The organism is Microbacterium sp. Be9 (genome assembly GCF_011754135.1).
GTDB lineage: Bacteria > Actinomycetota > Actinomycetes > Actinomycetales > Microbacteriaceae > Microbacterium > Microbacterium maritypicum_A.
In genome coordinates, this window is record NZ_WNWT01000006.1 from 749,044 (window position 1) to 769,856 (window position 20,813).

The 20,813-nt window shown below is 68.7% G+C and carries 20 protein-coding genes; 11 read left to right on the plus strand and 9 right to left on the minus strand.

Going from position 1 to position 20,813, the window contains the following annotated elements; all coding sequences use genetic code 11:
• Nucleotides 1-97: 97 nt before the first annotated feature.
• Nucleotides 98-1,114: a GNAT family N-acetyltransferase gene (locus GLO27_RS19875; protein WP_243844840.1), complete on the minus strand. Its 1,017-nt coding sequence runs from the start codon at nt 1,112-1,114 to the stop codon at nt 98-100.
• A gap of 2 nt (nt 1,115-1,116) precedes the next feature.
• Nucleotides 1,117-1,428, minus strand: coding sequence for an NIPSNAP family protein (locus GLO27_RS14470; RefSeq protein ID WP_021201278.1), 312 nt, complete (start codon nt 1,426-1,428; stop codon nt 1,117-1,119).
• Between the two features lie 77 nt (nt 1,429-1,505).
• Here GLO27_RS14470 and GLO27_RS14475 point away from each other — a divergent pair, with 77 nt between their 5' ends.
• The 3 genes from GLO27_RS14475 to GLO27_RS14485 all read left to right on the plus strand — a co-directional run bounded on the left by GLO27_RS14475 (nt 1,506) and on the right by GLO27_RS14485 (nt 5,357).
• Nucleotides 1,506-2,399: a formylglycine-generating enzyme family protein gene (locus GLO27_RS14475; RefSeq protein ID WP_167256199.1), complete on the plus strand. Its 894-nt coding sequence runs from the start codon at nt 1,506-1,508 to the stop codon at nt 2,397-2,399.
• Nucleotides 2,400-2,484: 85 nt separating this feature from the next.
• Entirely contained in the window at nt 2,485-3,984 is a 1,500-nt protein-coding gene (locus GLO27_RS14480; protein WP_167255453.1) for an arylsulfatase, read from the plus strand.
• A gap of 164 nt (nt 3,985-4,148) precedes the next feature.
• Nucleotides 4,149-5,357, plus strand: a complete 1,209-nt coding sequence (locus GLO27_RS14485; protein WP_167255455.1) for an MFS transporter — start codon at nt 4,149-4,151, stop codon at nt 5,355-5,357.
• A 15-nt stretch (nt 5,358-5,372) separates the two neighbouring features.
• Here GLO27_RS14485 and GLO27_RS14490 read toward each other — a convergent pair whose 3' ends face one another.
• Genes GLO27_RS14490 through GLO27_RS14500 form a run of 3 tightly spaced genes read right to left on the minus strand, consistent with a single transcriptional unit; the run spans nt 5,373 to nt 8,700 of the window.
• Entirely contained in the window at nt 5,373-6,587 is a 1,215-nt protein-coding gene (locus GLO27_RS14490) for an LCP family protein (RefSeq protein ID WP_167255457.1), read from the minus strand.
• Between the two features lie 59 nt (nt 6,588-6,646).
• On the minus strand, nt 6,647-8,038 hold the full coding sequence (locus GLO27_RS14495; protein WP_167255459.1) for a HAMP domain-containing sensor histidine kinase: 1,392 nt from the start codon (nt 8,036-8,038) through the stop codon (nt 6,647-6,649).
• Nucleotides 8,035-8,700 carry a response regulator transcription factor gene (locus tag GLO27_RS14500; protein WP_167255461.1) on the minus strand — a complete coding sequence of 222 codons (666 nt, stop codon included), beginning with the start codon at nt 8,698-8,700 and terminating at the stop codon, nt 8,035-8,037. Before GLO27_RS14500 ends, GLO27_RS14495 begins: the two co-directional genes overlap by 4 nt.
• Nucleotides 8,701-8,844: 144 nt before the next feature.
• Here GLO27_RS14500 and GLO27_RS14505 point away from each other — a divergent pair, with 144 nt between their 5' ends.
• Both GLO27_RS14505 and GLO27_RS14510 read left to right on the plus strand, forming a co-directional pair.
• Entirely contained in the window at nt 8,845-9,225 is a 381-nt protein-coding gene (locus tag GLO27_RS14505; protein WP_029267584.1) for a hypothetical protein, read from the plus strand.
• A 28-nt stretch (nt 9,226-9,253) separates the two neighbouring features.
• Nucleotides 9,254-10,135, plus strand: coding sequence for a hypothetical protein (locus tag GLO27_RS14510; RefSeq protein ID WP_167255463.1), 882 nt, complete (start codon nt 9,254-9,256; stop codon nt 10,133-10,135).
• Here the strand turns inward: GLO27_RS14510 and GLO27_RS14515 are convergent.
• Nucleotides 10,132-10,527, minus strand: coding sequence for a helix-turn-helix domain-containing protein (locus GLO27_RS14515; RefSeq protein ID WP_029259922.1), 396 nt, complete (start codon nt 10,525-10,527; stop codon nt 10,132-10,134). The genes GLO27_RS14510 and GLO27_RS14515 overlap by 4 nt on opposite strands.
• A gap of 101 nt (nt 10,528-10,628) precedes the next feature.
• On the opposite strand from GLO27_RS14515, the gene GLO27_RS14520 reads away from it, so the two are divergent.
• A complete protein-coding gene (locus GLO27_RS14520; RefSeq protein WP_167255465.1) occupies nt 10,629-11,990 on the plus strand; it encodes an MFS transporter in 1,362 nt (453 codons plus the stop codon).
• 9 nt (nt 11,991-11,999) lie between these two features.
• Here the strand turns inward: GLO27_RS14520 and GLO27_RS14525 are convergent, their stop codons facing one another.
• Nucleotides 12,000-12,596 (minus strand): TetR/AcrR family transcriptional regulator, encoded by a 597-nt coding sequence (locus tag GLO27_RS14525; RefSeq protein WP_167255467.1) that lies wholly within the window; start codon nt 12,594-12,596, stop codon nt 12,000-12,002.
• Nucleotides 12,597-12,643: 47 nt separating this feature from the next.
• Between GLO27_RS14525 and GLO27_RS14530 the strand changes: the two genes are divergently transcribed.
• The 3 genes from GLO27_RS14530 to trpS all read left to right on the plus strand — a co-directional run bounded on the left by GLO27_RS14530 (nt 12,644) and on the right by trpS (nt 16,261).
• Complete coding sequence (locus GLO27_RS14530) at nt 12,644-13,591, plus strand: DMT family transporter (protein WP_208323798.1); 948 nt, start codon at nt 12,644-12,646, stop codon at nt 13,589-13,591.
• A 139-nt stretch (nt 13,592-13,730) separates the two neighbouring features.
• Nucleotides 13,731-15,032: an aspartate--tRNA(Asn) ligase gene (gene aspS / locus GLO27_RS14535; protein ID WP_167255469.1), complete on the plus strand. Its 1,302-nt coding sequence runs from the start codon at nt 13,731-13,733 to the stop codon at nt 15,030-15,032.
• Between the two features lie 188 nt (nt 15,033-15,220).
• On the plus strand, nt 15,221-16,261 hold the full coding sequence (gene trpS, locus GLO27_RS14540) for a tryptophan--tRNA ligase (RefSeq protein ID WP_029267570.1): 1,041 nt from the start codon (nt 15,221-15,223) through the stop codon (nt 16,259-16,261).
• A 31-nt stretch (nt 16,262-16,292) separates the two neighbouring features.
• Here the strand turns inward: trpS and GLO27_RS14545 are convergent, their stop codons facing one another.
• A complete protein-coding gene (locus GLO27_RS14545) occupies nt 16,293-17,048 on the minus strand; it encodes a class I SAM-dependent methyltransferase (RefSeq protein ID WP_167255471.1) in 756 nt (251 codons plus the stop codon).
• 118 nt (nt 17,049-17,166) lie between these two features.
• On the opposite strand from GLO27_RS14545, the gene GLO27_RS14550 reads away from it, so the two are divergent.
• Nucleotides 17,167-18,975: an oleate hydratase gene (locus GLO27_RS14550; RefSeq protein WP_021201261.1), complete on the plus strand. Its 1,809-nt coding sequence runs from the start codon at nt 17,167-17,169 to the stop codon at nt 18,973-18,975.
• Between the two features lie 125 nt (nt 18,976-19,100).
• Nucleotides 19,101-19,862, plus strand: a complete 762-nt coding sequence (locus GLO27_RS14555) for a glycosyltransferase family 2 protein (RefSeq protein ID WP_167255473.1) — start codon at nt 19,101-19,103, stop codon at nt 19,860-19,862.
• Nucleotides 19,863-19,875: 13 nt separating this feature from the next.
• Here the strand turns inward: GLO27_RS14555 and GLO27_RS14560 are convergent, their stop codons facing one another.
• A complete protein-coding gene (locus GLO27_RS14560) occupies nt 19,876-20,766 on the minus strand; it encodes an alpha/beta fold hydrolase (RefSeq protein WP_167255475.1) in 891 nt (296 codons plus the stop codon).
• Nucleotides 20,767-20,813 lie beyond the last annotated feature (47 nt).

Below are 20,813 nucleotides of genomic sequence, written 5' to 3' on the forward strand. Positions count from 1 at the left end.
TCGCCGGTCGGGCCTCGTCTTGACCGCAGCCCGGCGCCGGCACCTCCGACCCGGATCCGACGGCACTTCCGAAGAACCCGCGTCGGAGCAGCGGCGATCAGCGGTCGCTCTCCAGGGCGAACGTGTTGCCATCGGGGTCTGCGAACCACACGATCCGACCTCCGCCGGCCCTCGCCGTGATGCCCCGAGCATCGTGGCTGAGTCCGTCGTAGCGCAGGAAATCGAGGTCGTTCGCCGCGAGCTCGTCGACGACCTGATCCAGGTCGTCGACGTGCCAGGTCGCGACGGTCGCCTGCGAGGTGCCTGCGGTCGTCGACTGATAGACGTGCAATGCCTCGTCGCCGCCTGAGCGATAGACGCGACTGCCACCCGAGATCCGCGCGCTCGGACCCGACCGTGCCAGGGGGAGCCGCAGAGTGCCCTCATAGAAGGTGACGGCGCGGTCGATGTCCGACACGGCGACGGACGCGTGCAATGGGAAGTCGCTCAGGTGCCGCGGAACCGCGGTTCTCTCGGGGCGATCCGCGATGTCAGCGGCTTCGGGAGCGGCGGGCCGCTCGTCGGTGCTCAAGACCGACATGAGGATCGAGTCGACCCACTCGCCGTCCCAGAACAGCGTGTCGCGTTGGCGGCCCTCGTACCGGAACCCTGCCTTTTCGTAGGAGCGCTGCGCGCGGGGGTTGAACGAGAAGACGTCGAGACTCACGCGGTGAAGCCCGATGCGGTCGAACGCGTGATCGAGAACGGCGCGGGTCGCCTCGGTGCCGAAGCCGCGCCCGAGCCGGCCGGGATTCAGCGCGATGCGGAAGTTCATCGACGCATCGTCCGGCTCCAGCTCGTTGAGGACGATCTCGCCGACGTACTCCTCGGAGCCGAGCTCGATGATCGCCCAGTCGGCGCGGTCGTCGCGGTCGGCGAGGGAATCGAGGTGTCGCACCACCGCCTCGCGGGTGAACACCTGACGCGTGCCCGTGAGCCGCATGCTCTCGTCGTCGAGCAACCCTTCCCACACGCCGTCGAGGTGGGCGACGCCCAGGGGTTCGAGGCGAAGTCGCGGGGTCGACAGCGTGGCGACGTCCGTGAGCGTCGAGACGTCGACGGCCGGCGGGTTCATGCCTACACCCCCTCGAAGACCGGACTGAGGAAGCGGCGCTCATAGCGGCGGATGCACCGCGTCCTGCGCGCGAAGTCGAACGCCTCTACGCACTCCGGGTCGGTCTTCGAGGCCGTCCGGTAGACCTCGTACTCCGCGAGGGAAGGGAAGGTGAACAGGGCGAAGGCCTCGTCGCTGTCGCCTTCGCTCGGCAGGAAGTAGCCGTGGTGGGTGCCGCCGTGCTTCTCCACGAGCCGGATCCAGGTGCGCCCGTACTCGGTGAAGTCGTCCAGCTTGTCGGGGTCGATCTCGTAACGCAGATGAACGGTGATCATGCGGATGATCTTTCCAGATCGGTCCGGATGTCGCAGAGCCCGGACACTACGCTGAGCACGTGACGAACGCGCGCGATATGGTCCACATCCCGGGCGGCACCTTCCTGATGGGGTCAGACGACTTCTATCCCGACGAGCGCCCGGCGCACCGGCGTGAGGTCGCGTCGTTCTTCATCGACCGCCACCAGGTGACGAACGCACAGTACGCCGAGTTCGTCGACGCCACCGGGTACGTCACCGTCGCCGAGCGCGAGCTCGATCCTGCCGCGTTCCCCGGCGCCGATCCCGCCGATCTCGTGCCGGGCGCGATGGTGTTCACACCGACCTCCGGGCCGACGAACCTGGGCGATTGGCGCAATTGGTGGCGCTGGCAGCCCGGCGCGTACTGGCGTCGTCCGTTCGGCCCCGACTCGACGATCGACGATCGCCTGCAGCATCCGGTCGTGCATGTCGCGTTCGAAGACGCGGTCGCCTACGCCGACTGGGTGGGGATGCGGCTGCCCACCGAGGCCGAGCACGAGTACGCGGCACGCGGGGGAGTGGACGGCGCCCCCTTCGCCTGGGGCGACGAGGCCTACCCGGGCGGCATCGCCCAGGCGAACTCGTGGCTCGGACGTTTCCCCTACGACAACCAGGGCGTGGGAGGCACGGCGCCGGTCGGCTCGTACCCCCCGAACGGCTACGGCCTCTACGACATGATCGCGAACGTCTGGGAGTGGACGACCGACTTCTACACCCCTCGGCACATCCGCCTCTCCGACACCCCCGTCGACGCCGGCAAGCGCACCAACCTGCTCGCCGTCGCCAGCGCGCAGGAGGGTTTCCCCGACATCCCGCGCCGCGTGCTCAAGGGTGGGTCGCACCTCTGCTCACCGGACTACTGCCTGCGCTTCCGCCCGGCTGCGCGCTCGCCGCAGGCCGAGGACACCGGTATGTCGCACATCGGATTCCGTCTCACCCGCTCCGAGTGAGGCGCCCTGGGCGCAGCCGCGAGAAGGTGCTTGGCTTCGAGCGAGGGCGATCGCCCCGTCTCACGCGTCGAAGCAAGGAGTCGTCATGGCTGACAAGCCCAACATCCTCATCATCTGGGGCGATGACATCGGCATCAGCAACCTGAGCACGTACTCAGACGGCCTCATGGGCTATCGGACGCCGAACATCGACCGTATTGCCGACGAGGGTGTGAAATTCACCGACTACTACGGCGAGCAGAGCTGCACCGCGGGGCGCGCGGCCTTCATCACCGGCCAGAACCCGTATCGCACCGGACTCACCAAGGTCGGGATGCCGGGGGCGAAGCTGGGTCTGCAGCCCGAAGACCCCACGATCGCCGACGCGCTCAAGCACCACGGCTACGCCACCGGTCAGTTCGGCAAGAACCACCTCGGTGACCGTGACGAGCATCTGCCGACCGCGCACGGCTTCGACGAGTTCTTCGGCAACCTATACCACCTCAATGCCGAGGAGGAGCCGGAGCACCCCGACTATCCGACCGACGAGGAATTCCCGGGCTTCAGTGAGAAGTTCCGCCCGCGGGGTGTGCTCCACTCGTGGGCGAACGAGGACGGCACCCAGCGGATCGAGGACACCGGTCCGTTGACGAAGAAGCGCATGGAGACCGTCGACGAGGAGTTCCGCGATGCGGCCGCCGACTTCATCCGCGCCCAGGCCGAGGATGATACGCCCTTCTTCGTCTGGTTCAACTCGACGCACATGCACTTCCGCACCCACACCAAGGAGGAGAGCAAGGGGCGGGCCGGGCGTTGGCAGTCCAACTATCACGACACGATGCTCGACCATGATGACGTCGTGGGGAGTCTGCTCGACCTGCTCGACGAGCTCGGGCTCGCCGAGAACACGATCGTCATGTACTCCACCGACAACGGCCCGCACATGAACAGCTGGCCGGATGCGGGTATGACCCCGTTCCGCAATGAGAAGAACTCCAACTGGGAGGGCGCGTACCGCGTGCCCGCGATGGTCCGCTGGCCCGGACACATTCCCGCCGGTACGACGCTCAACGGCATCGTGAGCCACAACGACTGGTTCGTCACGCTGTTGGCCGCCGTCGGAGACACCGATATCGCCGAGCGGTTGAAGGCGGGAACAGAGCTGCACGGCACGGACTTCACGGTGCACCTGGACGGGAACAACCAACTGGACTACATAACGGGTGCCGTCGAGCACAGCCCACGTCGACACTTCTTCTACGTCTCGGACGACGGCGACCTCACGGCGCTGCGCTTCGAGAACTGGAAGCTCGTGTTCCTCGAGCAGCGTGCCGTGGGGACGCTGCAGGTGTGGCAGGAGCCCTACATCGAGCTGCGCTTCCCGAAGCTGTTCAACCTCCGCACCGATCCATACGAGCGTGCCGACATCACATCGAACACCTATTGGGATTGGGTGCTCGACCACGTCTTCCTGTTCGTCCCGGCACAGGCGTACGTCGCGCGGATGCTGCAGACGCTCGTCGAGTTGCCGGCACGGCAGGAATCGGCGTCGTTCACGATCAACCAGGTGATGGCGAAGCTGGAGTCGACGGCCGGCAACTCCTGACCGTCTTCCGCCCGCGTCCCCCCTCGATAGCATTGCCGTTTCCCCCTTTCGTACGGCAATGAGGATGGTTCCGCGTGGCGGCTCGGCAATCAGGAACCGCGGACCCATCGGGCAGCCCCGTTTCCGCCTCGCGCTACATCCTCCGCTCGAGGTTGTTGCGCGGCGTGTTCGTCAGCCTCGTCATCTCCGGAATCGGGATCTCGGTCACGATCCCGCAGATCACCCTGTTCCTCGTGGGGGAACTCCATCTCTCGACGGCGCAGGCCGGCCTCTACTTCCTGACCAACCTCACCGCTCCGATCGCCGGGTATCTCGTGGGCTCGCTGTCGGACCGCGCCGGCTCGCGACTGCTGGTCTTCCGCCTGTCCGCGCTCGCCGGATTCGTCGGCTGGGTCCTGATGGCGGTCGCGATGCAGGCATGGATGCCGTTCGCCATCAACATGCTCCTGTTGAGCACGGCGGGTGCCGGTGCGGCGCAACTGCAGGCCGCGGTGAGAGACGAACTGAATCGGAGACCGACTCCGGCGGACAACGAGGTCGTCGCGGTGATGCGGATGGCCATGGCGTTCGGGTGGATCGTCGGCCCGGTCATCGGCGCCGTGCTCGGCGCGGTCATCGGCTTGCGTCCCCTGCTGCTGGTCACAGGACTCTGCGTGCTGCTCTCGCTGGTGCCGCTGATCGGGGTGAAGACCGACTCGGCGGCCGCGCGCAGGGCGCTGTCGACGCCCATCCGCGAGCCCGGTGGCGCCGCTCCGGTCTCGGTCGCGCCGCCCGTGCCGCATCCGCGTTCGATGCTCCCGCTGCTCGTCTTCACCGCGATCTACGTGCTCATCATGTGCGGTGAGACGGTCAAGCTCGCCTACCTGCCGCTGTACATGGACGGTGAGCTCGCCGTCGATGCCGGGGTGCGCGGTGCGATCATCGGCTTCCAGCCCCTCGTCGAGCTGCTCCTGATGCCGTTCGCCGCGAGACTCGCGACTCGGTACGGGACCACACGCGTCCTCTTCGTCGGCGCCCTGATGGCGGTCGCCGCCCACATCTCCTACGCGTCCGCCGGTCTGATCGCGCCGCACATCGTCCCTCTCATCGTCGGACAGGTGCTCATGGCCGGTGTGATCGCGACGTTCGGCGTGCTGGGCATCACGGTGGCTCAGCGACTGGTTCCGGCACGTGTGGGCATGGCGACCAGCGTCTTCATGAGCTCCTATGCGATCAACGCCGCGGTCGGCGGCTTCGTGGGGAGCATCGGCTCGCTGTGGCTGGGCTTGCCGCAGCTGTTCTGGATCCCCGCAGCGATCTCCGCGATCGGGGGAGTGGCGCTGATCATCCTCAACATGCGGGTGCCGCTGGATCCGCCTGACCGCACCCGCTGAGCCGCAGTCGCGACGCTATCCGGAGTACGGGCGCACGCAGGTGTCCTGCGCCGCACTCTGCCCGTCGATGTTCCCGGGCAGGTTCTCGGGCTGCGTCTCGGTGTCCGGCGGGGTCGTCGGCTCGTCGGGATCAGCGGACGGCGGGGCGCTCGGAGCCGACAGCTCGCTGCCACGGCCGGTGTGGTCGGCGCTGATGTTCACCGTCCCGCCGGCCTTCACCCGTTCCATCAGCACAGCGGCGGCCTGCTCGTCGGGGACCACGCGGTCGCCCGCGGGAAGGTGCGGGTACGACACGAATGCGATGTTCTCGAGGGGGAGGTCGCTGAAGACCTTCGCCATCGACGCGAGCGTTCCCAGGTCGGCGAGCGGCGTGGAGAGGGTCATGTTCCGCGTCGCGGCATCGGCGATCCCGTACAGCTTCACCGGGTCCGTCAGGGTCGACTGATCGCGCAGCGTGCGCACGAGGGACGACAGGAACACCTGCTGGGTCGAGATGCGGGCGAGATCACTCCCGTCGCCGACGCCGTATCGGGAGCGCAGGAGCGCCAGGGCCTGTTCTCCGCTGAGGTCGTAGGTCCCCGCTGCGGGGATCTCCAGCCCGGAATGCCGATCATGGATCGGGCCGGCGAAGCAGATGGGCACGCCGCCGACGGCGTCGGAAGCGTCGATGACCCCGGTGAAGGTGATCTCCGCGGCATAGGCGAGGTCGATCCCGGTCAGCGCCGTGACCGTGGAGGCGACGCACCCCAGTCCGCCGCGGGCGAGGGACTCGTTGAACTGCACCCGGTGACCGGCATCCCAGGTCTTCCCGGAGTCGGGGTCGGTGCATGCGGGCATGTCGACGAGCAGATCGCGCGGGAAGGAGATCACGGTGGCCGCGTCGTGCGACTCGTTCACGTGCAGCAGCAGCGTCACGTCGTTCCTGCTGCCTTCGACGTCGCCGCCCTCACCGTACTGTGCCCCCTGCCCTGCGCGACCGTCGGAACCGACGAGCAGCACGTCGAACTCGCCGTCGAAATCCGCGACGACGGGTGGCTCGTCCGTGCGTGCGGGGTGCAGGTCGACCGTGGTGACGTTCTGCGACAACCGGATCGCCGCGACCGCGACCGTTCCTCCGCCGATGACCAGGACGGCGATTGCGGTCAGGGTGAGGAAGCGCCGCAGGCGTCTCCGGCGCTGTCCGCTCGGAGACGCCTGTCTGCGCGGAGAAGGGGACGGGGGAAGACTCATGGGCACGACCTCTCGACATCGGCGAACGGCCAGTGTCGAGGAGGAATGTCACACGAGTGTCACACGCGGGGCATGGTCACACGGAACGTCGCCCCGGGAGACCGGACCAGGAGTGTGAGGTCTCCGCCGAGGAGCCGTGCGTTGTCGCGGGCGATCGCGAGACCGAGCCCCGTTCCCACCCCGTCGGGGCGCGAACGGTCGGTGGTGACGAAGCGGTCGAACACCCGCTCCGCGTCGGCCTCGGCGATGCCGGGGCCCTGGTCGCCGACGTCGATGTGCACCGCGTTCCCGTCTTCGTGCACCCGGACGGTGAGGGGTGGTCGCCCGTGCCTGGAGGCGTTCGTGAGCAGGTTCGCCACCACGGTGTGCAGCCGGGCGGGGTCGGTGTGGATGCGGAGATCGGGGGAGACCGACACCTCGACGTGATCGACCCCTGTCGCGTCGATCACGTCGTCCAGCAGATCGGGGAGAGAGACGGTCGTGCGGTGCACGCGCGCGACCCCGGCGTCGAGGCGGGAGAGTTCGAGCAGGTGCTCGATCAGCGAATGCAGGCGGCGGGTTCCGGTGCGTACGACCGCGGCGGCGACCGCCCGCTCCTCCGCCGTCGTCTGCTCGTCGTCGTCGAGGAGTTCGTCGACCGCCATCATCGACGTGAGGGGCGTGCGCAGCTCATGGGCGACATCGCTGACGAGCCGTCGGGACTCCGCTTCCCGGCGCTGCAGCTGCGCGATGGTGGACCCCAACTGTTCGGAGGAGAGGCGAAGAGCATCGGCTACCCGGTCGACGTCGTCGAACGACGGTTTCCACGCCGGTGGCCCCTCGCCGGACCCGACCGCCTGCGCGGTGTCGACCAGACGGCGGAGCGGGCGTGTCAACGCTCCGCCGAGCAGGCGTTCGAGCAGCACGACGAGCACCACCACGCCGCCGCTCAGGAGCGCCCCGGAGATGACGAGCTCCCGCACCTGCTCCCGCTGCGGCTCCATCGAGTACGCGGTGACCACGGCGAGTCGGGCGCTCGGGTCCTGGGGGAGATCGTCCCGCACCACGGAGACGAAGAAGACATCGCGCCCTTCGAGCGTGGTCATCAGCGACGTCAGGTCTCCGGAGCGACGGGTGTCGTCGTCGATGGCGAGCGCATCGGGCACCTGGTCCGGCCGGAGCTCGCCCGCGCTCCGGCCGCTGTCGAGGTCGATGATGACCGTCTCGCCGGGAAGGATCTCGGCGTAGTACTTCCAGGTGTCCTCGGGGGACCCGGTGGAGATGGAGGTGAACAGGGCGTCCGCGGTGGTCGAGAACTCGTCGAGCAGCCCCTGTTGCCGGGATTCGTAGACGATCCGTCCCGCGGTGAGCACCACCACCCCGGTGACGAGGACCGACACCGCGATCGTGCTGCCCACGAGGGCGAGCGCGATCGCCGCACGGAGGGTGGGGCGACGCCGACGTGCGGTCATCGCAGCCGGTACCCGATCCCGCGGATGGTGTCCAGCTGCGGCGTCGAGACGTTCGCTGCGGTCAGTTTGGCACGCAGCCGCTGGATGGCGGTGTCCACGACCCGCGGGGTGTCGGGCGGCGACTGCGCCCAGACCGCGTCGATCAGTCGGGAGCGGCTCAGAGCGTGTCCGTCATTCAGGGCCAGCTCATGGAGGAGCCGGAACTCGGTGGCGCTCAGCGGGAGGGGCTCGCCGTCGGCCAGCGCCTCGGCGGAGTCCTCGTGCAGTTCGAGCGACCCGACACGCAGGGGCTCCACGGTGAGGCGGGAGCTGCGACGCAGAACCGTCCGCAGGCGTGCTTCGAGCACGGCCACGCTGACGGGCTTGGCGATGTAGTCGTCGGCTCCGGCGTCGAGGCCGACGACGACGTCTGCATCCTCGTCTCGCGCGGTGAGCATCACGGTCGGGAAGCCCCATCGGGTGCGGATCTCTCGGCACAGCGAGAACCCGTCGCCGTCCGGGAGCATGACGTCGATGATCGCGACATCCGGGACGATGAGTGCGGCGAGCCGGCGGGCCGAGGCGACATCCTCGGCTGTATCGACGGTGTGGCCCCGGCGTCGCAGGGCGGTCGTGAAACCGAGGCGGATCTCCGCATCATCGTCCACGAGCATGACCTTCATCAGGCGCCCACCTCCTCGGCCATCGTGCGCTTGCGATGATAGACGGGGGCGCCCGTGCACATGCTCCATGCCCGCGGTCGCACGCGCCGCAGGAGATCGCACGCGGCGCAGGAGGCCGTCAGGCGGACCGGCTACCCTCGTGGCATGCGCCGAATCGTGGTCCTCCCCGTCGTTCTCGCTGCCGGACTCGCCGCCGGGCTCCTCGCCGGGTGCTCGCAGGTGACGCAGATGGCCGGCGACGCCGTGGGCATCGACGTGCAGGCGACCTGCACGACGATCGACGACGCCTACGGGCAGTACCAGTCGCTGCTCGACCAGGGTGAGGTCTCGGCGGAGCAGGCTGATGCCGCCCGCGATGAGCTCGTAGCATCGCTCGAGGGGCTCGCGGCGAATGTCGACGGCCAGCTGGGAGACCTCATCCGCTCGGGTGCCACGCAGATCGGCGGCATGACAGACCTGCAGGCTCCGGAGACGGTCGAGGCGATCGAGCAGCTCAAGGACTCGGCCTCGGCGTTCTGCGGCTGATCCTCCGGCCTGTGAGACGATGCCGGAGATGAGCACTGCGGCTGAAGACGAGCTCCGCGTCCTGCGGGCCCGCGCCTATGGTCCGACGGCGGACATCGAGAACGACCCGGCCGCGCTCCGGCGCCTCCAGCAGCTGGAAGCGATGCGGCAGCCGAAGCCCGCGGTGACCGATGCCGTCATGCCCGTTCCCGACGTCGAGCAGCTCGGGCGGGCCGCCCGAAACCGATCGGCCGACTCCGCTCGGCACGAGACATGGCCGGGAGAAGGCACGCCGGAGCCGGAGGGGGATGCGCTCGACGTGTTCGCCGACGCCCCCGCCGATGTTCCCGCCGATCCGTCGGATCCGGTCGCACCGAAGGAGGAACCGGCGGAGCGCATGGCGGCCTGGTTCTCGGAGCGCACGACCACGGTCCTCTGGTGGGTCGCGATCGTGGCTGCTGCCGCGATCTCGGCGGCCGTCACCTTCGCTCTCGTGAAGATCGCTCCCTTCGCCGTCTCCTCCGGAGCGCCGCAGATCGCCACCCTCGAACCCACGTCGGCCCTGCAGATCCCGGCAGGGTGGATGGGGGCCGGCCCGAGTTCCGCCGTGTTCGACTTCTATGGCCTGGCTCTGATGGAGACCACGGGAGGGTATGGCGGCGGGGGCATCGGAAGCGAGTGCTTCACCGTCGCCCGCGCCGACCAGGTTCCGAAACCGGAGGAGTTCGACGCCTCCTCGAGCTGGAGCTATGACGGACCCATCTACACCGGCTGCGCCGTCGGCACGTTCCCCGCGACCGTCGAGGTCCCGTTCGACAGCAGCGCGCCGAAGGAACTCAGCGAACGGTTCCCCTCGGGAACGGCGCTGCAGTTCGTGTACGACGGCGAGCGCGTCGGGGTCTTCCTCGACAGCGAGGGAGCAGACCGCTAGCCGACGACCGGATCCCGGTCGTCGGACGTGCCGGCTGTCACCGAGGCGCGCTGCCGTTCGGCGTACTGCGTGCCCCACCGTGTCAGTTCGACGAGCAGCGGCGTCGCGGTCGTGCCGAGTTCGCTGAGGCGATACTCGACCTTCGGCGGCACCTGCCGGTACACCGTGCGGGTGATGAGTCCGTCCTCCTCCAGCTCGCGCAACTGGCGGGTGAGCACGCGCGCGGTGGGGTTCTCCAAGAGGCGCCCGAGTTCTCCGAACCGCAGCACCTCGTGCTCGCCGAGAAGCGTGAGGATGCTCGGCTTCCAGGCCCCGCCGAGGACCGCTATCGACACCTCGGCGTCGCATGACTCCGACCAGTCGCGCACGATCCGCTCGGTCTTCTCCCTCATCGCACCCTCCTCGTGCCGGTCGCCCATAGTATCCGTGGTGTCAGTACGTGACAGGAATGACCGTACTTGCAGCTTCTGTCTGTACTTTACAGACTGAACACGTGACTTCCACCCCCACCGTGACCGCTGCGCGTTCGACCCTTCGTCTCTGGTTCGCGATGGTGCCTCTGCTGCTCGGGATCCTGATCGGCGCGCTCGCCATCAGCAGCGTCTCCACGGCGCTTCCGGCCATCCGCGGCGAGCTCGCCCTCAGCGACACCGAGGGTCTCTGGCTCGCCGACGTCTACGCGCTCTCGCTCGCAGCGACGCTCATCCTCGCGGCGCGGATCGGCGACGCCTTCGGGCGGAAGCGGATCGTGCTGATCGGCCTCGCCGGATTCGCGGTGCTCAACGCGGTCGGCGGATTCGCGCAGAGCGGACTGCTGCTCATCGCGGTCCGGGCGCTCCTCGGCGTCGCCGAGGCGTTCGTCGTCGCCGGCGTGGTCGCCACGATCGGTGCGAAGTACCACGCCAGGGAACGGGTGCTGGCGTATGGGCTGTGGACGGCGACGTTCGGAGTGGGCAGTGCGCTGGGACCGGTTCTGGGTGGGTTCCTCGCGGAGGGGCCGGGATGGCGCTGGCTGCTGCTGGGGAGTGTGCCCCTGGCAGTGCTCGCCGGCGTGCTCGCCCTCTGGCTGGTACCCGATTCCCGCAGCTCCCGGGCGCCGTCATGGGATCTTCCGAGCATCGCCACGTCGATCGTGGCTCTCGGCGCGCTCGCCTTCGCCCTGCACGAGGCGCTCGTCGCCCCCGTGCCGGCGGGGATCGCCGCAGTGGTCGCCGTCGGCAGCCTCGTGTTCTTCGTCCTTCGCCAGCGGAGGCTGTCCGAACCGCTCATCGACATGCGCCTGTTCGGGATCCCGGGATTCAGTCCCGCCATCACCCGCATCCTCGTCGCGAGCGGCGTCTCCTCGGCATCCGTGCTCCTGGTGAGCCTGCACCTGCAGGACACGAGAGGATGGAGCGCCGCCGAGGCCGGTCTCGCGATCCTCCCGCAGGCGGCAGCCATCGCGATCGGCGGAGTGATCGCCCCGATCGCGCTCCGCTGGGTGCGGGCCGAAGCGCTCACCGTCGGTGCGCTGCTGCTGCAGGCCGGCGGAATGGCGTGGCTCTTCACCGATCCCGAGGTCGTCGCCGCGCCGCTGGCTCTCGTCGGCTTCGGCTTCGGCATCGGGGCGACGCTCGCGGCCACCGCGCTCTTCGATGTCACCACCGAAGACGACGCCGGTCAGGTCGGCGCGATCCAGGAGGTCGGCTTCGCGCTGGGCGGCGGTCTCGGGATCGCGGTTCTGGGAACGATCGCCGCGGTGGTCGTCGGCGGCTTCACCACGGCGGTGCTCGTCGCCGCGATCGTCGTGGTCGCCGCTGCCGTGATGCCGCTCGTCCGTCGCCGGACCGTGGCTCCGCAGCGGTCGATCGGCTGACGGGGTCGGTCAGCGCCGGTCCTGCTCCAGAGCGGTGCGCGCCAGCTCTCGCGCCACCTGGAACGGCTCGGCGAAGGTCTCCATCCCGACCGTGACGATCGCACCTTCGTAGAGCAGCATCATGGCCTTCGACATCAGGGCGGGTTTCGAGAGGTGCGCTTCGCGGCACAGCTCGAAGAACAGCTCCAGCAGCCAGGCCTTCTGCCGCGACACCTCGGGAAAGACCGGGTGGCCGTCGTGGCCGTCGCCGATCTCCGCTCGGGCGTTGATGGCACTGCACCCTTTCGGGCTGTACTCGTCGGACCAGGTGATCGCCGCGTCGAACACGGCGAGGACCCGATCGATGCCGGGCTCGGGAGTGCGGTCGAGGTGCCGGGCGACGTGCGCGCGCCAGAGTGCGTCGCGGTGCTGGAGGTAGGAGACGACCAGGGCTTCCTTCGAGCCGAACCGATCGTAGAGCGTCTTCTTCGTGACCCCGGCCGCGTCGGCGATGGTGTCGACGCCGACCGCATGGATGCCGCGTTCATAGAAGAGTCGTGACGCCGCGTCGAGCACACGGGTGGCGCCGGGGGTGAGCGGGGCGAGTTCGGGAACCGGGACGGACATGTCATTACTATACCGCTCTGACTACACCGACCTGTATAGTCATCGAGATGAGTAAACAGATCGGTGTACTTCGTCTCGTGGTGACGGTGCTGGCCTCCGCGGCGTTCGTCGTGACATGGAGCTCCGGCTTCCTCGTGCCCGCGATCGCCGTCGAGGCCGTGGCACCCCTGACCCTGCTCGTGTGGCGGTTCGTGCCGCTCGCGGTGATCCTGGTCGTCATCGTGGCGCTCACCGGGGCCTCCGAGGGCATCACTCGCGTCGATGTCGGGCGGCAGGCGCTCATCGGCCTCTTCGCGCAGTTCGGCTACTGCGCATCGGTCTATGCGGCGATCGCGGCGGGCGTCGCGACAGGGACGACCGCGCTGATCGACGCCGTGCAGCCGCTCATCGTCGCGGTCCTGGTCGGTCCGCTGCTGGGCCTGCGCGTCCGCGGAGTGCAGTGGGCCGGACTCCTCGTCGGGGCGGCGGGTGTGCTCCTGGTCGTGCGGTCGCAGCTCGACGATTCGGAGGCGCACCCGTCCAGCTATGTGTGGCCGGCGCTGGCAATGGCCTGCCTGATCGTCGGCACGTTCCTCCAGCGCCGCTCGGCGCCGCGGACCGGCACCCTCGTCACGCTGGCCATCCACGTGACCGTGACGGCCGTGGCACTCGTGCCCATCGCCGCGGTCTTCGGAGCGCTCGCGCCCCCGGCATCCGTCTCGTTCTGGCTCGCCGCAGGATTCGCCGCCGCCTTCCCGACTCTCGCCGCCTACGGGCTGTACTGGTGGCTGCTGCGCCGGGTGGGCATCACAGCATTGAACGCGCTGCTCTTCCTGGTCGCTCCGACGACCGCAGCCGCGGGAGCGCTGCTGCTCGGGGAGCCGCTCACCGTCATCACGCTCCTCGGATTCGTTCTGTGCGCCGCCGGCGTCGCGGCCGTGCTCGTGAGCGAAGCACGCGCCGGGGGAGAGGGTGAGCGCGATGTTACGATGGCGACGGCAGCTGCGAGGGAGTGACGACCCTCGGCCTTCGGGCAGGCGGCTCCCGCGCGTCCGGCGTATCGACGAGAGGCCGATGAGCGATCGGCGAAGGTGTGGTGGCACCGCGATCTAGCCCCCGCCCGCACCTCCAGGGCTTTCGCCACCTGGAGGAATCATGTCGCCATCCGACCCCGCTCGCACTCTCGCCGCCCGGCTTCCGTTCACGCCCCCTGGCGCGCGCATCACCCTCATGGGACACGTGCATCGGCGCAGGGAACTCGCCACCGTGTCGTTCCTTATCCTGCGCGACCGCACCGGACTCGCGCAGATCGTGTTCCGGCCCGAACAGCTGCCGGAGGGCGGCCTGCCGGGTGAGGAGACGGTCGTGCGCATCGAAGGTACGGCCACGGCGAACGCGCATGCCCCCGGCGGCATCGAGGTGACCGCTCCCGACATCACCCTGCTCTCGGAGCCCGCGCGCACCCCGGTCGTCGAGCTGTGGCGTCCCACACTCGACGCCGCGCTTCCGACCGTGCTCGACCATGCGGCGGTGACCTGGCGGCATCCTGCCCAGCGTGCCAAGTGGGAGCTGGCGGCGGCGAGCATGCGCGCATTCCGTCACACGCTCGACGCCGAGGGATTCACCGAGATCCAGACGCCCAAGCTCGTTGACTCCGTCACGGAGTCGGGGGCCAACGTGTTCCCCGTCGACTACTTCGGCACCACCGCCTACCTCGCGCAGAGTCCGCAGTTCTTCAAGCAGCAGCTGGTCGGCGTCTTCGAGCGCGTCTACGAGACGGGGCCTGTGTTCCGAGCCGAGCCGCACGACACGGTGAGGCACCTCGCCGAATACGTGTCGCTCGACGCCGAGCTGGGCTTCATCCGCGACCATCGCGATGTGCTCGCGCTGCTGCATCGGGTCCTGCTCGGCATGATCGACGGCATCCGCACCGAGAGCGCGGAGGCCGTCGAGCGCCTCGGTCTCGCTCTTCCGACGATCCCCGACGAGATCCCGGTGATCCACTTCCAGGACGCGCTGCGGCGGGTCGGCGCCCCGGACGACGAGCCCGACCTGGCTCCGGCGCACGAGCGCGCTCTCGGCGAATGGGCGAAGGAGCGGTACGGCAGCGACGTGCTCGCCGTGGAGGGGTATCCGATGCGCAAGCGGCCCTTCTACACGCACCCCCAACCGGACGACCCGCGGTGGAGCAACAGCTTCGACCTGATCTTCCGCGGCCTCGAGCTCGTGACCGGCGGGCAACGCCTGCACCGTCACTCCGAGTACGTCGCGGCCATCGAGGCGCGGGGCGAATCGCCCGACGCCTACTCCGCGTACCTCTCGGCCTTCGCCCACGGGATGCCGCCGCATGGCGGTTTCGCGATCGGCCTGGAGCGCTGGGTGTCGCGGCTCATCGAGGCGTCGAACATCCGGGAGGTGACGCTCTTCCCACGCGACCTGCACCGGCTCACCCCGTGAGCGGTCGGCGTCGGCATCCGTCGTGACTCCGCGGGTCGCGGTGCGCGATAGCATCTGTTCCATGAACTTCAACCTCTCCGCATGGTGGTGGCTGCGATAGCAGCCGGTTGAAGCATGATCACGGGCTGCGCGGCAGTTCGTGACAGCACCCGAGAACTCCGTGCGGCTCCCGACGCAGGGAGAGACAGATGGATTCGTTCACCGCGACCGCGCAGCGATCGACGGAGGTCGCCGACGCCGTGGCCGGGCACCCGGAGAGGTTCCGCGTGCTCACGGGGGAGCGCCCGACCGGGGCGCTCCACCTCGGACATTTCTTCGGCACCATCCGGGAGCGCGTGCGGCTGCAGGATGCCGGGGTCGAGACGTTCCTCGTGCTCGCCGACTACCAGGTCATCACCGATCGAGACACGACGGCGCACGTGCGCGACAACGTGTACGGTGCGGTCCTCGACTACCTCGCCGCGGGGATCGACCCGCAGCGGACGACGATCTTCACCCACTCGTCGGTTCCGGCGCTGAACCAGCTGCTGCTGCCGTTCCTCAGCCTCGTCACCGAGGCGGAGCTGCACCGGAACCCGACGGTCAAATCGGAGCTCGAGGCGTCGGGGCGGGCGCTCAGCGGGCTGCTGCTGACCTACCCGGTGCATCAGGCCGCCGACATCCTCTTCTGCAAGGGCAACCTCGTGCCGGTGGGGAAGGACAACCTGCCGCATGTGGAGATGACACGGGTGATCGCTCGGCGGTTCAACGACCGGTACGGCGCGATCTTCCCGGTTCCGGAGGCGCTGATCACCGCGACCCCGGAGGTGCCGGGGCTCGACGGCCGGAAGATGTCGAAGAGCTACGGCAACGCGATCGCGCTGTCGATGACACCGGACGAGACCGTCGCGGCGATCCGTCGCACACGGACCGATCAGGATCGGCGGATCACCTTCGACCCGCAGCATCGCCCCGGCATCTCGGCCCTTCTGACGACGGCCGCTCTGTGCCTGGACGTCTCTCCCGAGGAGCTGGCGGATCGCATCGGCGACGGCGGCAGCAGCGCGTTGAAGTCGCTCGCCGCCACCGCTGTGAACGAGTTCCTCGCTCCCCTGCGGGAGCGCCGCCGAGCTTTCGCCGCTGATCCCGACCTCGTACGCTCCGTGCTCCGCCGGGGGAACGAGCGTGCCCGTGGCATCGCCGACGCGACCCTCGACGAGGTGCGGGAGGCGATGGGGACCGTGTACTGAGTGCGCATGCCTGCCGCGGCGGTGGCGCTTGCTAGGGGCGGCGCGCTTCGATGAGGTGACGGGTCGAGTGCGCGATGAACGGCCCGTCCTGCTGGATCAGGTCGTGGAGGTCGCGCAGTCGGTCGCGGCTGTTCTCCACGGTGAATCCCGGCACCCACCAGATCACCTTGCGCAGGAGATAGACCGCGGCGGCGACGTCGTGGATCTCGATGCGCAGGCGCGCGGTGCGCAGGTCGACGATCTCGAGCCCGGCAGCCTCCGCGGCGGCGGCTTCGTCATCCTGGTGGCGTCCGCGGCGTGCCTCGGGCTGCGGGCCCAGGAAGAACTCGATCAGCTCGAACGCGCTCGCGGGGCCCACGTGCTGCGCGAAATAGGTGCCGCCGTGGGTTAGCACCCGAGCGATCTCCGACCACCAGATCGTCGCGGGGTGCCTGCTGGTCACCAGGTCGAAGGCCTCGTCGGCGAAGGGCAGTGGAGGCTCGTCGGGATCGGCCACGACCACCACGCCGCGGGGGTGCAGCAGCTGCGTCGCACGACGCACGTTCGGGGGCCACGACTCGGTCGCCACGGCCGCTGGCGGGAAAGACGCCGCTTCGGCGAGCACCTCACCGCCCCCGGTCTGGATGTCGAGCGACGCCGAAGCGGTGCCGAGACGGTCGGACAGCAGGCGGGCGTAGCCCCACGGCGGCCTCTCCTCGGTCGCTCGGCCATCCAGCCAGGCGAAGTCCCACCCGGTGACGTCAGCGGTGTTTCCGGCCTCGATCAGTGCCTCGAAGGAATCCGTCATGGGTCGATTCTCCCAGCCCGGTCTACTACGGGTGAGATGCCCCGGCCCGCCTTCCGTTCCTCGCGCTCCTGCGGTCTACTGGACGCGAATCGACCGATGGGCGGGAAGGAAGATCGACATGTATCGGAGCAACGGAAACTACGAGGCCTTCGCGCGGCCCCGCAAACCCGAAGGGGCGGACAACAAGACCGTGTGGCTGGTCGGGGGCGGCCTCGCCGCGATGGCGGCGGCGATCTTCATGATCCGCGATGGCCAGATCGCCGGCGAGCGGATCACGATCCTCGAGGAGCTGGGTCTTCCCGGTGGAGCGCTCGACGGCATCAAGTATCCGGAGAAGGGATTCGTGATCCGCGGCGGGCGCGAGCTCGAGGACCACATGGAGTGTCTGTGGGATCTGTTCCGCTCGGTGCCGTCGCTCGAGATCGACGGCGCCAGCGTGCTCGACGAGTTCTACTGGCTGAACAAGGACGACCCGAACTCGTCCCTGTGCCGGGTGACGGAGAAGCAGGGGCAGGACGCCCACACCAACAAGCTGTTCACGCTCTCCGACAAGGCGCAGAAGGACATCATCGATGTGATCCTCGCCACGCGGGAGCAGATGGAGGGCAAGCGCATCGATGAGGTGTTCGGCGAGGAGTTCCTCGCGAGCAACTTCTGGCTCTATTGGCGCACGATGTTCGCCTTCGAGGAGTGGCACTCCGCCCTGGAGATGAAGCTGTACCTCCACCGTTTCATGCACCACATCGGCGGTCTCCCTGACTTGTCGGCGCTCAAGTTCACGAAGTACAACCAGTACGAATCGCTCGTGCTGCCGATGCGGAAGTACCTCGACGACCACGGGGTGCGGTTCCGCTTCCACCACACCGTCACCGACGTGCACTTCGACATCACGGACGGGCGCAAGCAGGCGACGCGCATCGACTGGATCGCCGACGGTGAGCCGGGAGGCGTCGACCTCGGACCGGACGATCTGTGCCTCATGACGATCGGGTCGCTGACGGAGAACTCCGACAACGGCGACCAGCACACGGCGCCCCGGCTCCTCGACGGGCCGGCCCCCGCGTGGGACTTCTGGAAGAAGGTCGCAGCGAAGTCGCCGGAGTTCGGGCGTCCCGAGGTGTTCTGCAACGACATCGACAAGACGAAGTGGGAGTCGGCGACGGTCACCACGATCGACGAGCGCATCCCCGCGTACATCGAGAAGATCGCGCAGCGCGACCCCTTCTCGGGGAAGGTCGTCACCGGTGGCATCGTCACGGCGAAGGACTCGTCGTGGCTGATGAGTTGGACTGTGAACCGGCAGCCGCATTTCAAGGCGCAGAAGCCCAACGAGATCGTGGTGTGGGTGTACGGGCTGTTCGTCGAGACGCCGGGCGACTTCATCAAGAAGCCGATGCAGGACTGCACGGGCGAGGAGATCGCGCAGGAGTGGCTGTATCACCTCGGCGTTCCCGTCGCGGACATTCCCGAGCTCGCCGCATCCGCCGCGAAGACGGTGCCGGTGATGATGCCGTACGTCACGTCGTTCTTCCTGCCGCGCAAGGCCGGCGACCGTCCACAGGTGGTGCCGGAGGGCAGCGTGAACTTCGCCTTCCTCGGTCAGTTCGCCGAGACCACCCGCGACACCATCTTCACGACCGAGTATTCGGTGCGCACCGCGATGGAGGCGACCTATCAGCTGCTCGACATCGAGCGCGGCGTGCCGGAGGTGTTCAACTCCACCTACGACATCCGCTACCTGCTGAAGGCGACCGCGCGGTTGCGCGACGGCGAGGCCGTGCACATCCCCGGGCCGAACTTCGTGAAGGGCAAGCTTCTCGACAAGCTCGACAACACCCAGATGGGCGAGCTCCTCACCGACTTCGGTCTGATCCCGGCGCACGGAAGCACGACCAGGCGCGAGCGAGCGGACGACGCCATCGAGTGACCGGCTGCGGGGGAGTGGGACGCGACCTCACTTCCCCGCCGCGGAGTAGCTTCTGCACGACGCAGTTTCGGGTGAGGGCGGGGCACACGGCCGAAACGGTCGGCTACGCGCACAATGGGGGGACGATGACGACCGCCTTCTCTCGTTCCGTCTCCGTGGTGATCCCGGTACGGAACGACGCCCGCCTGCTGGAGGTGTGTCTGCGGGCACTCGAGCATCAGACCCGGATCGCCGATGAGATCGTCATCGTCGACAACGGCAGCAGCGACGACACGGTCGCCGTCGCCGAGGGCTTCGGGGCACGGGTCGTCACCGAGCCGGTCCCGGGCATCCCGCGCGCATCGGCGGCCGGCTACGACGCGGCGACGAGCGACATCATCGCCCGGCTCGACGCCGATTCCCGCCCGGGGCCGGATTGGGTGGAGCGGATCGAGCGCACCTTCCGCGACCGCCCCGACGTCGACTTCGTCACCGGCGAACCGCGCTTCTACGGTTCGACGCCTCTGGTGCATTGGATGGGGACGCATCTGTACATCGGCGGCATGTACGCCTCGATGGCTCCGGTCCTCGGGCACGCGCCCCTCTATGGATCGAACATGGCGATGCGTGCCTCCGTCTGGCGGGTGCTGAGCGGAGAGGTGCATCGGGAGGCGACGAACATCCACGACGACTTCGACCTGTCGTTCCACATCCGCCCGGGGATGACCGTGCTGCGCGATCGGGGCCTCGTGGTCGCGGTGTCGGCGCGACCGTTCCAGGACTGGGCGTCTCTCCGACGGCGGTTGAGCTACGTGCTGCCCACGGTGCGGTTGCACCTGTCGGAGGAGCCCCTGCATCGGCGGCGGCAGGCGCGGCGCGAGGCCGACCGGTCCGCAGCCGGTCGGTGACGCCGGAGGCGGGTCAGTCGCGAGCCCGCGCGTAGAGATCGAGCAGGTCGGCGGTCAGCTGGTGCGGGGTGGTCTCGCTCGGGCTGTGTCCCGTCGGGTACGCCCGGAACTCCGCGCCGATCTCGCGCGCATACCGTTCGTGGGCGGCCAGCGGCCACAGGTCGTGCGATCCCGCGACGACGAGCTTGGGCATCGGCAATCCCCGCACGCGGCTGCGCAGATCGGGAGCGACCATCATCAGGCCGACGATCTCATCGACGCTGCGTCTGCTCGTAAGTGCGAACCGCGAGCGGACGAACTCGAGCCGCCGTGGGGGCACCCGGTTCTTGTTCGTCACGATCCCCCAGATCATGAGGCCGGCGCCGCGACGAGGGCTCGCGATCGGGGCGAGGGGTCCCAGCCACTTCATGCTCGCGAACACGTTGCCGGAACCGGGAGGAGTGGTCAGGAGCGTGAGGGAGAGCACGAGGTCGGGGCGACGGACGGCGACCAGCTGTGCGACGGTGCCGGCGAACGAGTACCCGAGCAGATGCGCCGGCGCGCCAGCGTCGAGGAATGCGACCAGGTCGGCGATGAACAGCTCGTACGTGTAGGCGGAGTCCGCGCCGGCCGCGTGCGACTCGTACTGCCCGGCGAGGTCGAACGACTGCACGAAGTACCCCGCCTCGGCCAGCAGCGGCAGCATCAGGGCGAAGTCCTCCTTGGAACCGGTGGCCCCGGGCACCAGGACCACGCGCGGACGCTCGGGTGCGCCCAGCGAGATCACGGACAACTCGCCGCTGGGGGCACGGAACCACGATCTCGTCGATCCGGCGGGAGGCACGGTCCAGTCGACGTCCCCGATGGCCGCGTCGAGAGAGGCCGGGGCGCCGGGCGCCCGTCCGCTCCTGGAATCAGTCGACACGCTGACACGGTACCGCTCGGTTCCGCCGAGCAGAAGCACGACGCGAG

What these genes read in the sequence shown, in the direction of transcription:
- GLO27_RS14505 (WP_029267584.1), top strand. Translation starts at nt 8,845, where the DNA reads ATGCGCCGAATCGTGGTCCTCCCCGTCGTTCTCGCTGCCGGACTCGCC.
- GLO27_RS14495 (WP_167255459.1), bottom strand. Translation starts at nt 8,038, where the DNA reads ATGACCGCACGTCGGCGTCGCCCCACCCTCCGTGCGGCGATCGCGCTC.
- GLO27_RS14555 (WP_167255473.1), top strand. Translation starts at nt 19,101, where the DNA reads ATGACGACCGCCTTCTCTCGTTCCGTCTCCGTGGTGATCCCGGTACGG.
- GLO27_RS14530 (WP_208323798.1), top strand. Translation starts at nt 12,644, where the DNA reads ATGAGTAAACAGATCGGTGTACTTCGTCTCGTGGTGACGGTGCTGGCC.
- GLO27_RS14510 (WP_167255463.1), top strand. Translation starts at nt 9,254, where the DNA reads ATGAGCACTGCGGCTGAAGACGAGCTCCGCGTCCTGCGGGCCCGCGCC.
- GLO27_RS14525 (WP_167255467.1), bottom strand. Translation starts at nt 12,596, where the DNA reads ATGTCCGTCCCGGTTCCCGAACTCGCCCCGCTCACCCCCGGCGCCACC.
- GLO27_RS19875 (WP_243844840.1), bottom strand. Translation starts at nt 1,114, where the DNA reads ATGAACCCGCCGGCCGTCGACGTCTCGACGCTCACGGACGTCGCCACG.
- GLO27_RS14475 (WP_167256199.1), top strand. Translation starts at nt 1,506, where the DNA reads ATGGTCCACATCCCGGGCGGCACCTTCCTGATGGGGTCAGACGACTTC.
- trpS (WP_029267570.1), top strand. Translation starts at nt 15,221, where the DNA reads ATGGATTCGTTCACCGCGACCGCGCAGCGATCGACGGAGGTCGCCGAC.
- GLO27_RS14480 (WP_167255453.1), top strand. Translation starts at nt 2,485, where the DNA reads ATGGCTGACAAGCCCAACATCCTCATCATCTGGGGCGATGACATCGGC.
- GLO27_RS14545 (WP_167255471.1), bottom strand. Translation starts at nt 17,048, where the DNA reads ATGACGGATTCCTTCGAGGCACTGATCGAGGCCGGAAACACCGCTGAC.
- GLO27_RS14515 (WP_029259922.1), bottom strand. Translation starts at nt 10,527, where the DNA reads ATGAGGGAGAAGACCGAGCGGATCGTGCGCGACTGGTCGGAGTCATGC.
- GLO27_RS14550 (WP_021201261.1), top strand. Translation starts at nt 17,167, where the DNA reads ATGTATCGGAGCAACGGAAACTACGAGGCCTTCGCGCGGCCCCGCAAA.
- GLO27_RS14470 (WP_021201278.1), bottom strand. Translation starts at nt 1,428, where the DNA reads ATGATCACCGTTCATCTGCGTTACGAGATCGACCCCGACAAGCTGGAC.
- GLO27_RS14500 (WP_167255461.1), bottom strand. Translation starts at nt 8,700, where the DNA reads ATGAAGGTCATGCTCGTGGACGATGATGCGGAGATCCGCCTCGGTTTC.
- GLO27_RS14490 (WP_167255457.1), bottom strand. Translation starts at nt 6,587, where the DNA reads ATGAGTCTTCCCCCGTCCCCTTCTCCGCGCAGACAGGCGTCTCCGAGC.
- aspS (WP_167255469.1), top strand. Translation starts at nt 13,731, where the DNA reads ATGTCGCCATCCGACCCCGCTCGCACTCTCGCCGCCCGGCTTCCGTTC.